This window comes from Mesorhizobium sp. M0909, assembly GCF_040319515.1.
GTDB lineage: Bacteria > Pseudomonadota > Alphaproteobacteria > Rhizobiales > Rhizobiaceae > Mesorhizobium.
This window is the reverse complement of the sequence record NZ_JAMYOA010000005.1, coordinates 73,944-86,668: the sequence shown is the minus strand read 5'-3', so window position 1 is coordinate 86,668 and position 12,725 is coordinate 73,944. Positions and strand designations below refer to the sequence as shown.

At 60.9% G+C, this 12,725-nt stretch carries 13 protein-coding genes and 1 pseudogene; 9 read left to right on the top strand and 5 right to left on the bottom strand.

Going from position 1 to position 12,725, the window contains the following annotated elements; all coding sequences use genetic code 11:
• Window positions 1-154 precede the first annotated feature (154 nt).
• Complete coding sequence (locus NKH83_RS09225) at window positions 155-1,561, top strand: DHA2 family efflux MFS transporter permease subunit (RefSeq protein ID WP_352475628.1); 1,407 nt, start codon at window positions 155-157, stop codon at window positions 1,559-1,561.
• Window positions 1,562-1,627: 66 nt separating this feature from the next.
• Here the strand turns inward: NKH83_RS09225 and NKH83_RS09220 are convergent, their stop codons facing one another.
• Window positions 1,628-1,846 (bottom strand): ATP-binding cassette domain-containing protein, encoded by a 219-nt coding sequence (locus NKH83_RS09220; protein ID WP_352475627.1) that lies wholly within the window; start codon window positions 1,844-1,846, stop codon window positions 1,628-1,630.
• On the opposite strand from NKH83_RS09220, the gene NKH83_RS09215 reads away from it, so the two are divergent.
• From NKH83_RS09215 to NKH83_RS09185, 7 genes are all read left to right on the top strand, one after another.
• Window positions 1,845-2,123, top strand: a complete 279-nt coding sequence (locus NKH83_RS09215; protein ID WP_352475626.1) for a hypothetical protein — start codon at window positions 1,845-1,847, stop codon at window positions 2,121-2,123. The genes NKH83_RS09220 and NKH83_RS09215 overlap by 2 nt on opposite strands.
• Window positions 2,123-3,319 (top strand): acyltransferase family protein, encoded by a 1,197-nt coding sequence (locus tag NKH83_RS09210; protein ID WP_352475625.1) that lies wholly within the window; start codon window positions 2,123-2,125, stop codon window positions 3,317-3,319. Before NKH83_RS09215 ends, NKH83_RS09210 begins: the two co-directional genes overlap by 1 nt.
• Before the next feature lie 2 nt (window positions 3,320-3,321).
• Window positions 3,322-4,425, top strand: coding sequence for a glycosyltransferase family 2 protein (locus NKH83_RS09205; protein ID WP_254819424.1), 1,104 nt, complete (start codon window positions 3,322-3,324; stop codon window positions 4,423-4,425).
• Between the two features lie 48 nt (window positions 4,426-4,473).
• Window positions 4,474-5,460: a glycosyltransferase family 2 protein gene (locus NKH83_RS09200; RefSeq protein WP_352475738.1), complete on the top strand. Its 987-nt coding sequence runs from the start codon at window positions 4,474-4,476 to the stop codon at window positions 5,458-5,460.
• A gap of 9 nt (window positions 5,461-5,469) precedes the next feature.
• Entirely contained in the window at window positions 5,470-7,257 is a 1,788-nt protein-coding gene (locus NKH83_RS09195; RefSeq protein ID WP_502895558.1) for an ABC transporter ATP-binding protein, read from the top strand.
• A 1,083-nt stretch (window positions 7,258-8,340) separates the two neighbouring features.
• A complete protein-coding gene (locus tag NKH83_RS09190) occupies window positions 8,341-8,562 on the top strand; it encodes a hypothetical protein (RefSeq protein ID WP_254819423.1) in 222 nt (73 codons plus the stop codon).
• Between the two features lie 112 nt (window positions 8,563-8,674).
• Window positions 8,675-9,379, top strand: a complete 705-nt coding sequence (locus tag NKH83_RS09185) for an SOS response-associated peptidase (protein ID WP_352475624.1) — start codon at window positions 8,675-8,677, stop codon at window positions 9,377-9,379.
• Here NKH83_RS09185 and NKH83_RS09180 read toward each other — a convergent pair.
• Both NKH83_RS09180 and NKH83_RS09175 read right to left on the bottom strand, forming a co-directional pair.
• Window positions 9,376-9,636, bottom strand: coding sequence for a hypothetical protein (locus NKH83_RS09180; protein WP_023677293.1), 261 nt, complete (start codon window positions 9,634-9,636; stop codon window positions 9,376-9,378). The two genes, NKH83_RS09185 and NKH83_RS09180, sit on opposite strands and share 4 nt — an antisense overlap.
• Before the next feature lie 3 nt (window positions 9,637-9,639).
• A complete protein-coding gene (locus NKH83_RS09175) occupies window positions 9,640-9,900 on the bottom strand; it encodes a hypothetical protein (RefSeq protein ID WP_352475623.1) in 261 nt (86 codons plus the stop codon).
• A gap of 136 nt (window positions 9,901-10,036) precedes the next feature.
• Here NKH83_RS09175 and NKH83_RS09170 point away from each other — a divergent pair, with 136 nt between their 5' ends.
• Window positions 10,037-10,216: a hypothetical protein gene (locus NKH83_RS09170; RefSeq protein ID WP_352803484.1), complete on the top strand. Its 180-nt coding sequence runs from the start codon at window positions 10,037-10,039 to the stop codon at window positions 10,214-10,216.
• A gap of 48 nt (window positions 10,217-10,264) precedes the next feature.
• Here the strand turns inward: NKH83_RS09170 and NKH83_RS09165 are convergent, their stop codons facing one another.
• Entirely contained in the window at window positions 10,265-12,052 is a 1,788-nt protein-coding gene (locus NKH83_RS09165; protein ID WP_352475621.1) for an ATP-dependent nuclease, read from the bottom strand.
• A 333-nt stretch (window positions 12,053-12,385) separates the two neighbouring features.
• Window positions 12,386-12,487, bottom strand: a pseudogene (locus NKH83_RS09160) (BA14K family protein); the annotation flags it as partial.
• Between the last annotated feature and the right edge of the window lie 238 nt (window positions 12,488-12,725).

Genomic DNA, 12,725 nt, shown 5'->3' with positions numbered 1-12,725 from the left:
GGGCGCAGCGTCCTATAGACGCTCGACGATGGCAAAAGGATTCGGTCGGAAAAACTTTCTTTAGCTGGAATCCTTTGGTGGTGCCTCCGCGTCTCTGCACCGTGGGCCTGCGAACCTTGTGGGCCCTCTGTTCAAGCAGGAGGCGCCACAGGTCATGAGCAAGCAAAGTGCGGCATCAACGAAGGTCTGGGTTCTCGCCCTCACGTCGATAGGCTCCTTGATGGTCGTTCTCGATGCGATGGTCGTGGCGACCGCATTGAGTACGATGCGGGTCGAACTCGATGCCTCGCTGGAGACGCTGCAATGGACGATGAACGCCTACAATTTGAGTTTTGCCGTCCTGCTTATGACCGGGGCGGCGCTCGGTGACAGGTTCGGCCGACGCCGTATCTTCATTGCCGGATTGGCGCTGTTCGTCGCAGCGTCGGTTGCCTGCGCGCTCGCTGGAAATGCCGGATTGCTGATTGCGGCTCGCGCGGTTCAGGGCGCGGGCGCCGCAATGGTCATGCCGCTGGCCATGGCGCTGCTGAGCGTCGCTTTTCCTCCGGAGGAACGAGGCAAGGCGCTGGGTATCTTCAGCAGCATCACCGGCCTGGCCCTGATTATCGGCCCGATGGCGGGCGGTGCGATCTCCGAAGGCCTCTCCTGGCACTGGATCTTCTGGCTCAATGTCCCGGTCGGCATCGTCCTCATCCCGCTGGTGCTGCGTCGGATTCCGGAGAGTCACGGGCCGGGCACGGCTATCGATGTCCTCGGCGTCGTGCTGGTAACTGCGGCGGCATTTGGAGTTGTCTGGGGTCTGATGCGCGGCAACATCGTGGGCTGGAGCAACTCTGAAGTGCTGTCGGCGCTGACGGCCGGGCTGGTTCTCGCCATCGCCTTCGTCCTTTGGCAGTTGCGTACCCGTGAGCCCATGCTGCCTTTGCGGTTTTTCCGGGCGCGCGCATTCTCCTCGGGCGTAGGGGCGAACTTCCTGCTCTGCGCCGCCATGTACGGCCTCGTATTCCTGTTGCCGCAGTTTCTGCAGTTTTCCCAGAGCCGGGGGCCGCTCGGCGCCGGCAGGGGATTGCTGCCCTGGACCGCAACGCTTTTTGTGGTCGCACCGATCGCCGGCAGCCTGATCAACCGCGTCGGCGAGCGGTGGCTTGTGGTGGCCGGATTGATCCTGCAAGCGGCTGGAATGGCCTGGCTGGCGCAGATCGCAGCACCTGATCTGCCCTACATCCAGCTCGTCGCGCCGCTGATCATTACCGGCGCAGGCGTATCGATGGCCATGCCTGCCGCGCAGAATGCGGTCCTCAATGCGGTCGCCCGGCCGGAGGTCGGCAAGGCTGCCGGCACGTTCAACACATTCCGCTTCCTCGGTGGCGTATCTGGGATCGCGATCGCCGGTGCGGTGTTCGCCGGGACCGGAAGCTTCGCGTCCACCGACGCGTTCAGTGATGGCTTCACCTCGGCAATCGACGTCTCCGCTCTGCTCTCACTCGCAGGTGCGCTCGTCGGAATGGGGCTGCCGGAGCGTCGCGCAGTGGTGGTCGCGAATGCCAGCAAGGAGGCGTAACCCGGAGGCGGGAAGCTTGCGCGTGAGTGGGTGCCGCGAAGCAGCCCCCTCCTTCAACACGCCCTCCTATTGCCCGGCGGATGCGAGGGTGCCGCTCGCCATGAGACCCCACAGCTGGTCGGCGCTCAGGTGCCTGGCGGATCCATCATAGGCCACGCGTCCGAGGCTGAGGACCACGATCCTGTCGGCCAGCGCCCGCACCGTGGAGAGATCATGCGTGACGAGGATGACGCCGGTGCTGCCGGCGGCGATCGAGCGGACGAGCTTCGCGGCGGCGGCGAGCATGCTGCATCGCAGCACCCCTGCCGCCGAAATTGGTCGGCCAAGGCAGCGTGTGAAAATCGTCAAAAATGGACAATTCGGGCTGGTTCCCGCTGTTTTTTGTGCTTTATTAGTCGCGCCTCACGTTCCTGTTTCAAATGTGTCAACTTTTTGTGTTGCGTTGCACAATGGTGGCCCTATTCTGGGTGAGGGGGGCGCTTCCGATTGGAAATGCGCCGTGAACGACGCCGCCATGTTGACCGATTGGCAGTTTCGCCGTCCCGCCGGCGTACGCCGCTAATGGGAAATGCGCGCGACACCCAATTGGACGCGCTGAGGGCCATCGCCGTGACGATGGTGCTGTACGCCCACTTCTTCGCGGCCGGCGGGGCCTCGTTCTGGGGCCATATTGGCGTGCGTCTGTTCTTCGTGCTGAGCGGCTTTCTGATCACGCGACTGCTGCTGGAAGCCAGAGCGGCCGCCGAATTCGAAACCGGACCGGCGCTGAGATCCTTCTATATCAGGCGGGCGCTGCGGATATTCCCGCCCTATTTTGCGGTGTTGGGTTTCGTCTGGCTGGTGGACCTGGAGCAGTCCAGGGGGTCGCTGGCCTGGCATGCGCTCTATCTGTCGAATTTCTGGTACGCATCGCAGAATGAGTGGACGCCCTGGCTGCTCTGCCATTTCTGGAGCCTGAGCATCGAGGAGCAGTTCTATATCGCTTGGCCGCTGATCGTCCTGCTGGCGCCGCGCTGGCGCCTGGAATCGATCTGCATCGGCGTTATCGCGCTGTCGCTGGCCTATCGCTTTTATTGGCCGATCGCGGGAACGCCCAGCCTGGCGCGCGACCTGCTGCCGCCGGCGTCGATGGATGCACTGGCGTCAGGCGCGCTGCTCGCCGCCTACCGGTCAAGAGCTGCTGGCTTGCCGCAATGGCTTCGAGTTGGCTGGCCGGGGCTCGCTGCGGCGTTTTTCGTTCTGCAGTGGTTTGCGCCGACGCCTGCAAATCCGGTGCAGGAATGGGGCCTCTGGCTGCTGTTGCAGATCCTGCCTGTCGCGCCGCTGGTGGTCATCGTTGCAAGCTGTTCAACGGGCATTGGCGGGCGCGCCGGAAAACTTCTCGAACTGCCGCCGCTGCTCGGTTTTGGCCGCATCAGCTACGGCGTCTATCTCTACCATCCCATAGTGCTGGCGCTGGTCGTCAAATCGCAGCCGTGGATCCCGCTCAACGTCTCGGAGCAAGGGCCGGGGCGGTTTCTGGTGGCGGGAACGGCAACGCTCATGCTGGCTTCGGTTTCGTGGCTGCTTTTCGAGAAGCCACTCAACAGCCTCAAACGCCACTTCCCCTATGTTGCTCGAAAACGCCGCGCCACCATCCCGGCAGGGATCGACACGACCAATACCGGATGGCTCGCGGCGGGAGCATATCTGGGCAGGCCGCTTGATGGTGGCACTTCACCGTTGCCACGCAAGCTGCAACGAACCGATCGGGGCTGATCATGGCTGCTCCCTTAGTCTCCGTTCTGCTGCCGATCTACAATGCGGGACCTTATCTGGCAGCTGCGCTGGGCAGCATCCTGCGCCAGGATTACAAGCATGTTGAGGTCATCGCCATCGATGACGGCTCGACCGACAACTCGCTGCAGATCCTGCGGAAATATCGCCAGGCCGACAGCCGCGTCTCGATCGTCTCACGCGAAAACCGCGGCCTGATCGCAACGCTCAATGAAGGCCTAGCCGTTGCCCGGGGCGATCTGGTCGCCAGGATGGATGCCGACGACATCGCCTATCCCCAGCGCCTGTCGCGACAGGTAGCACTGTTCGACCAGCAGCCTGACCTCGCTCTATGCGGTGCAAGCTTCGACACGTTGCTCGGCAACCGCATCGTCAGGGGGTCGCCCGATCCGATATTCCAGGACAATAGCCTGCGCATATTGTCGATGTTCTTCACGATCTTCATGCATTCAACGGTCGTTTATAACCGGAAGGTGATCGAAGACGGCGTTCTACATTATGACGAGAGCTACAAGCACGCCGAGGATTTCGACCTGTTCAGGCGGCTGACCGATCGCTACCCGGCAGCAATGATCCCCGAAAGCCTCATCGCCTATCGTATCCATGACGACAGCGTGACCAACAGGCACAAGCGCGAAATGCGCAGGACGCATTTGAAGATCGTCGCCGAGAACCTAGAGCGCGAAGGGCTCGTACAAGAGACGCAAGACCTCCGCGCCATCGGTGAGGTCCTGTCGATGGAGACGATTCGCCGTGCCGCCGAATGGATCCTCGCGCTGGAAGAAAGGATAGCCGCGCTTCCGGTCGAGACGAGGCCGAGCTACCAGGCCGGCACGCTGAACCTGTTCTATTTCCTCTATCAGCTGATATCGGGAGAAAGACAGCCGCTGCTGATGCACGAATTCCTGACACGGACGGCGAAATGGAAACTCATCCGGCGCCGCGAGCAGTACGTGTTTCGCACCGGTGCTTTCGCGCCGCGCTTCAGTCTCGCCTCGATGTCGGTCACCAGGCAGGTGGATGCCCTGTCGCGGTATCTGCAGTCCGTGCCGGCCGCGGCGGTTTTGCCTTCGAACCAGTTGAGCTAGCAACCCATGTTCGTCAAATCGCACCAGCTCCAGCAACGCGGCCGCTCGATGATGCCGGCGGCCATGTCGCCGCGGCCGCAGCAAGGACCGGTGCCGGCGGTCAGCTTCATTGTCTGCACCCGCGACCGTGTCGCCGTACTCGAGCCCTGCATCAGCTCGATCCAGGCCGCGTGTCGTGCCCATGCCGACTTTGCCGCCGAGCTGGTGGTTGTCGACAACGGCTCGACCGACAGCACGGCCAAACGGCTGGCCAGCATCGCCGAACTGTCGGACATCCCGTTCACTGCCATTTGCGAGCCGCGACCCGGATTGGCGGCCGCGCGCAACGCCGGGCTGGAGCGGGCGCGGGGCCGCGTGCTGGTCTTCGTCGATGATGATTGCGCGGTTCACAAGGATTATCTGCGCGATCTGCAGCGGCACTATGCGGCCGGCGAACGGGTCATCCGCGGCGGTCGCGTCGAGCTTGGCGATCCCCGCGACCTGCCGTTCACCATCAAGCGGTCGCCGGTGCGCGCGCGGCTTACGCCGGATGTCCATCCCGGCGGCTTCGTGCTTGGCTGCAACATGACGATGCACCGCGATGTTGCCGCCCGAATCGGGCGTTTCGACGAACGCTTCGGCGCCGGCGGCCCGCTGCGCTCGGCGGAAGATACGGACTATCTCGTCCGGGCGGTGCTGCTCGGCATTCCGGTCGAATACGTGCCCGACATGACCATCTATCACCATCACGGCCGGCGCGACCGCAAGGCCATCGAAAAGCTGCATCGCGATTACAGCATGGGCAATGGCGGGCTTTGCCTGAAGCATATCCGCCACGCGCCGTGGCTGCTTCGGCATTTCTACTGGTCGATGAGGGCAGCCTTGCGCGAACTGAGGAAAGGCCCGCTGTTCGATCGTGAACTCAAGCTGTCGCACTGGCCGATCATCGGCATGAATCTGCTCGGCGCGGCCAAGTTCGCGGTGCTTTTGCTGGCGAAATCGCCAAAGACAACGGAGATGCGACAGGAGCAACAGGCAAATGCCGAGGCGAGGTGATCCGCTATCATGCGACTGATGCCGCCCAGCCTGCCGATGCTGCGTCGCGCGCTCGGGCAAAAGCAGTTGCGCCTGCTTCCGGCCGTGGTGGTGCTCGGGCTGCTCAGCGCGGCACTTGAAGGCTTCGGTATCGGCCTGATCATCCCGTTGCTGAACATAATCATGGGGCAACAGGGGCAGACCGGCATGGCCGGCTTTTCCGCCGTCTTCCAGCATGTCGGAGCGAGCCTGAGCGAGCGCGACCGGCTGATCGTCATATCGGTCGCCATCCTCGGCTCGATCGTGCTGAAAAATCTGTTCGCCTACGCCAACACGCTGCTGACCACCTTCATCTACGGCAAGGCCAGCCATTCGATCCGCAGCGCGCTGTCGGAGCAACTGCTTAGGGTAGGCTACCCGTTCTTCCTGCAGCAAAGTCCTGGGCGGCTGCTCAACATCATCTCCAACGAATCCTGGCGGGCCTCGGATGCCATCCAGATCACGCTGGGGGCAATCGTCAACGCATCGGCCGCGATCATCCTGCTGACCTTCCTGCTGCTCCTGTCGTGGCAGATGACGTTGCTGGTCACGCTGGGCCTGGCGCTGGTGCAGGTCGCGCACGCCATGCTGTCCGCCAATCTGAAGGCGCCGAGCCGCAGCGTCGCCTCCCGTAACAGCCAGCTCGCCTCACAGATGCTGCATCTGGTGCATGCCGGGCGGCTGATCCGCATCTTCGGCCAGGAGCAACGCGAGAAGGCGGCATTCGACCAGGCGTCGGATGCGGTGCGCCGCGCCGCCTTCGTGCTTTTGACCCGTCAGGGAGCGTTGCCGCCGCTGACCGAAATCCTGCATGCCATGCTGTTCCTGGCGGTGGTGATCGGCGCCTGGTTCGCCAATGTTTCCTTCCCGCTGATCGTTGCCTTCGTCATCCTGCTCTACAGGCTGCAGCCCTACATGCGGTCGCTGCAAATGGCCTGGAGCCAGCTGCAGGGCCTGAGCGGATCGCTGGAAGAGGTGACGTGGATGCTGGACCCATCCGACAAGCCCGCGCCGCCGCAAGGTGACGCGGCGTTCCCCGGGCTCAGCCAAGGCATCAAGTTCGAGGACGTCACCTTTACCTATTCCGGCTCGGAGCAGCGCGCGGTGGTGCTGCATGCGGCGAGTTTCGATATCCGCAGCGGCCGCTCGACCGCGCTGATCGGCCGGTCGGGCGCCGGCAAGACGACGGTCGTCAACCTTTTGTGCCGCTTCGTCGAACCGGATAGCGGCAGGATCCTCGTCGATGGATCGCCGCTGGACCGCATCGACCCCAGCCAGTGGCGAAAGCACATTGCACTTGCCAGCCAGGAGCTGGAACTGGTCGACGGCACGATTTTCGAAAACATTGTCTACGGCCAGGACGCGGCCTCGGCCGACGATGCCGAGCGCGCGGCAAAACTGGCCGAAGCGCATGGCTTCATCGAGCAACTGCCGCAAGGCTACAGGACCGTAGTCGGCTACCGCGGCGTCAATCTCTCGGCGGGACAGCGGCAGCGGATCGCATTGGCCAGGGCCCTGGTGCGCGATCCCGATATCCTGATCCTCGACGAAGCCACCAATGCGGTGGACGGACTGTCGGAGGCGGCGATCGTCGAGACGCTGAAGTCGCGCGCCGGCCGCCGCACCACCATCGTCATCAGCCATCATCGCAGCACCATCTCGTTCTGCGACGACGTGGTGATCCTGAGCCACGGCCGCGTGAAGAAGCAGGCACCCTTCGCCGCGCTAGCGACGCTCAGTATGGACGAGCTTTACCAGCACGAGGCGCTGGAGGGCTGAGGGCGACCCGCTGCGCGCGCTGTGAGGTCGTCTCGAATGTCAAGCCAGGTCAAGCATCTCAGGGGTGAGGAAGACCTCCGCCATGCTTCTCGGGAGGATTTCCGGGGTGATGAGTCCCGAGCTTACCTGCTTTCGATCTGGAGCGTACAGAACCAAGGGTCCGCCTGCCAAATCCAGCAATGGCAGGCGGACCCCAATCAGCGCATGAAGGGACTGATTCTGCGCCGATGTCTCCTCGAGGAGGTGACGCCATCAACTGAAGACGGGCGCAGTTGTTCCCGAAGCTGCCTGTGCACGGGACCATTGCGCAGGCAGGTCAGACTTAGGTCCCTGCGAACGGGCATCGCTGGCTGTGAGTGAAGATCGGATCGGCTCGGTGGTAGCGAAACTTCGTCCGGAGATAGGTGCAGCCATCGGGTTCCGGGCATGCGGCTCGGCGCTGATCATGGGCGTCGACCGATCCCCGCACGGCTGATGCGGAGGGCGCTTGCATTCCTGCGGAATGCGCATCCAATCCGGCGCCAACTGAAGTTGTCCAGGCGGTACAGGGCTCAGCGGTCGTCAAGCTGTTGCTAATATGCAGCACAGGCAGCGCTCTATGAACAGCGTCGCTTGGAACCGCTACCTCCGGCCAACCGTTGGTGCCACAATGACAAAACCAAAAAGTGAGGCTGACGATGGACCCGCGGCAAAACAACACGTTGGAGATCTGGTGTCTTGCAGCCGTTCCGCTGTCACTACTCCTTACGGTGTTATTAGCCGGATTTATTCTTTAGCCGAACCCAACGAGGCCGGCTTTGCGGACCGGGCCAGGAAGATGAAAATGACGGCCATTAGGCACGGTAGGCGTGGCGGACACCCCCGCAGCACCAGGCCGTGGCAGCCTTTTCCGACGTTGCCATCATAATCGGCTTTTTCGACCGTTCCGGTCCGCGGCGATTGCTCGCGGCCCGGTTGCGAGGGGCGAGCATCCGAGCCCGTACATTTTTTACACAATCTCTGATTGGTAGACTCGCCCGACGCCATCGACGTTAATTTTGCGTTAGCGACAGGAGGGGGGAGATCGCTAAAGGGAGGAAGAAAATGAAAGAAAACTACGATCTGACGATCGACTACGACGACGACGAGCCTTACGACAACAAACCCTACGATCTGGTCACATTCGCGAGAAAGCACGGGCTCAACATGCGAGCCGCCGAGCTTCTCCTTTTCGCCAAGGGTCCGTCCCGAGCGGCCTGCGATGCCGCGGCAAGGGCTTTTCTCGCGGCAGTCGCCGCACAAGCTATGAGACAATCGGCGCGGTAGGTCTCACAAAACCATTGCTGACACGGCCTGCCGTGTCAGCAACCCGACGGACAGCGCTGGAAATTCCGGGCCGTTTCCAACAAGATGCCTGAGCATCCGGGAACGGCCTGAAATGTGCAATCTTTACAATATCACGACCAGCCAGGAGGCCATTCGCCAGTGGACCCGCGCCTTGCGCGATATCCTCGGCAATCTCGAACCCTCCATCGACATCTATCCCAACCAGCCAAGCCCGGTGGTGCGCAATGCGCCGGACGGCGAACGCGAATTAGCCAATCTGCTGTGGGGCATGCCGACGCCACTGGAGCGGGTCAAGGGCAAGGCCGACTACGGCACCACCAATATCCGCAATCCGCAATACGGCCACTGGCAGCAATATCTCGGCATCGAGAACCGCTGCGTGGTGCCCGTCACCAGCTTCGCCGAGCCCAGCCCGACGCCCGGCGACAAGGACCCCGAGACCGGCATTCAGCGCAACTTCTGGTTTGCGCTCGGCGAGGACCGCCCGCTGTTCTTCTTTGCCGGCCTGTGGACGCGCTGGCAGGGCATTCGCAAGGTCAAGGACGGCCCCGCCGAGCACCAGGTCTATGGCTTCATGACGACCAGGCCCAACGCGCTGATCGCGCCGATCCACGACAAGGCAATGCCGGTGATCCTGACCACGCCGGAAGAAACCGAGGCTTGGCTCAGCGCGCCATGGTCGGAGGCAAGACACCTGCAGCGCACGGCGCCCGATGACGCGCTGGCGATCGTCGACAAGCCGGCGACGCAGATCAAGTTTCCGCAGCAGGCGCCGGCGCAAGGCTCATTGTTTTAGCGCTTGAATTTCTGCAGCACCCAGATGTAGCCTTTGGGCGGATGATCCTGGTCGATGAACTGCGTCTTCACCGTCGTGTCCTTGCGGCTGCATCGCTTGCACCTGAACCTGATCGCTTCCAGCGGTTTGTTCCAGCCCACCACCTGGGCCACGTCATTCGCCCTGAAGCGCCCGACGTGGTAGCAGTGGCCGCACTCCACGATAAGCAGCATGTTGGCCTTGGCGGCACGCCCAACGCTGTCCATCGGCCCGGCCATGGCTCATTTCCGGGTCGAGTAATCCTCGGGGAGGGGAAGCAGGCCAAGCTCCGCCATCCGATAATCGGGCTCCTTCTCCGCGACGCTGGCCAGCACCCCGTGCAATTTTTCGACAAGCCCGCAAAGCTGCCAGAACAGCTCGCCATGCGCCTTCAGATGCAGCTGCGACGACAGCACCGTCCTGCGCAGGCTCAGAGCGTCCCTGATGATCGCCTCCGCATCCCTCGCCGACAGCCTGTCGAACCGGCTTTTTCGTCTGCCCATCGCGGCTCTCCTCGATTTGTGAGCAACCGCCCCGCCTACTGACAAATAGGAAGGCATTCCTCGCAGAGTCAATTCGCTCTTGACATTTTTGTTCCCGTTTTGTTCAATTTGAACAGAAACTATCGGAGGCATCGCCATGGATTACATCGTGACGCTGGACAGCCGCCAGGAGGCTGCGCTGCAGGCCATCGCCGACAGGTTCCTTGCATCACATAAGGGGGATGCGGTGAAGGCGCTGAAGGAGATGATTGTGCTGAATGGGCATTTGCAGGAGCGGTTGGATGCAGTGGAGAGCCGGCGTCGGGCGAGAGGCTAAGAGTTGCCGAAATGCGCATCTCAGCCGAGCACCGATCCATCTGCATTCTCAGGCCGCTGCTACAGACTTTGTGCTGATTCTGAACAAATCAAGCTCATTTAATAACGTAACCATGTCGGCTGGGATATCATCCTTATTCATCGCATCAATGATACGAGAGTCTGTCAGGGTAATACCATATTGATCTTTCACCCGCTGTCGATATTGACGCAGGACCTCCTTGCCCGAAACCAGAGTCATCCTTGAACCAATACTAGCCCAGCGAGCCTCGAACGAAGAGATTACGGGCTTATAGATGCTCGACGCGTCGTCGCCTCTTTTGCGAAAGAACTCAAGACGCCGCGCCATCAACTGAGAAAACACGTCGTCCCTCATCGGCCGAGTTATCGCGTCTAAAATGGCTTCTGAGGTCACCTCTTCCGAACTGCGTAATTCCGACGTATCTCGACGCACGCCGAGAGTCCGGTACACAGCTCGATCAAGAGCCGATGGGACAAGAAGATAATTTTCTATCTCCTTTCGTTCAAGCACTCTCGCCAGTAGAAGGCCGGCATCGAGAGTTTCTACCACATCAGCGATTTGTTCCTCGCAGAAGTAATCACGATCGTAGATCGCCCCTATCATAAGCGGAGCACCAAGTGCTTCGGCGATGCCCGATGCAAGGATTGTGATCTTTTGCCAAGAGCCAAAGCCTCCCGACGCCAAAGGGATAATTCCAGTGCCTGAACTCAACTCCTGCATCCCGATCTTACGTGCGAGACGCCGAAGTAGCCGGAAATCATTGAGGCCCTCAACAAAGAGGATTCTACGGCTCTTCGCAAGCGCGGTGAGAGTTATGTTGTGAGAGGAGCCAACAGCATCAAGCGCACGCTGAATACCGGATATGTTTCGTATGCGCTCTCCAGATTGGCGGTGCTTGTCGATCATTACGATCTCACTCGGATCGGCCTCGGCAATTATTTCACTCGAGTGAGTGGCGATCATTACGTCTGCCCCGGCGTCCCGCATAATGCCTAGCAGTTGGCGTTGGACATCGGGATGTAGGTACACTTCGGGCTCATCCACCACGATGAGAGAATTTTCGGTCGCGCGAGATAGGTGTGTTAGGAGTTGGCACCATATCTGGAAGCCAAAACCGACCCAATATATCTCTCTGGTTATCCGGTCCTCCAAGCAGAACATGCTCAGTTCTCCGGAAGCATAGTCATACTCCGGGGCACTGATTTGCATTCCTGGCCACGTTCTTGCGACAAGCTCCGAGAACGCATCAAATCCGTCTGGAAAAAAATGCCAGTAGCTTCGAAAATGTCTCGATGCCCGGTGGGTAGACAAGCCGGAGACGACAGTGCTGCGCTCCCGTTTCTTTTCTCTATGTTCAACCGGCCCAAGGACGGGCACAATTATCAAAGAAATTGGGAACTCTCGCTTGAACTCTGATGCGCTTTTGACCACGCCACCATCGACAAAAGGGAGAAAGACACAGCCGCCATCTTCAGGAAAGACCAATGCAAGCGAGTTCCCATTGCTCAGTGAAAAGGTTACGCGCGCTTCAGCCCCGTTGTAGTCAGTCTGTACGTTCTCCAGAGAAATCGGAACGCTCTCTTCGGGGAGGCGGTAGCCGATATAGGAATTGTCGCCGACATACACGCGACTGGGCGGTCGAGACCAGGCGAAACGTATTGCTGCATCGAGTGTCCGAAGAGCTCCGATCAAGGTGGACTTGCCCGAGTTGTTAGGCCCAACAAGAATATTGATCTCGTTTATCGTCAGCGTGAACCGGGATAGGGCCTTGAAATTGGAGAACTCAATCCGCCTTATACGCGCGCGTTTCTGCAAGAATGCCCCCTGATTTGCGCCGGTAGCTTATATGACGAGCTTAATAAGCCAGAATCCTTTTCTGCCACTGCGGCATGGCAGAATCGACGATTCTGTCAATTTGCGTCTCTCCTAGTATCCTCTTACGAACGCGGTGGTAAGACAGGGCTCTCTACTCGAACGGTCTCCGTGTACGCCCTCACCTCCCCATCATGACCGTGAGGCGCAGGTCTGGCCTCCCGCGTACTACAAAACGAACTGAGCGGCACTTTCCTCCGCTTTGCGGAAGGTCCGGCACATAGACAGGACCTCAAATCCCTCGACAGGCGCGCACTGGATGCTGCCCAGCGCGTGCTACTCGCACTGCCGGCGCGGCCCCCCTGAATAGGGCTGATAGCTGTTGTCTTCCGGCCGATAGGAGCGGTAGCGGCTGAAGCAGTATTGCACGTGGTCGGATCAGAACTCCGCGGCGCCGGGTTCATCTGATGGCGGGTAACCCTCCACCGACGACGTATCGCTCGCCTCGACGTAGCTGCCGTCATCGGTGATGTCGAGTTAGGGCGAGATGCAGGGGCGCTGCTCTCCGCTGTGGGACGTGTAGTGTCGTCCCTTAGCCTGTAGCAGCGGTAATGGGTTCGCGGCGGCTCGTGAGGGCTGGAATTCAGGTTCCCCCGGGCATGCCGCGCGACTGGCT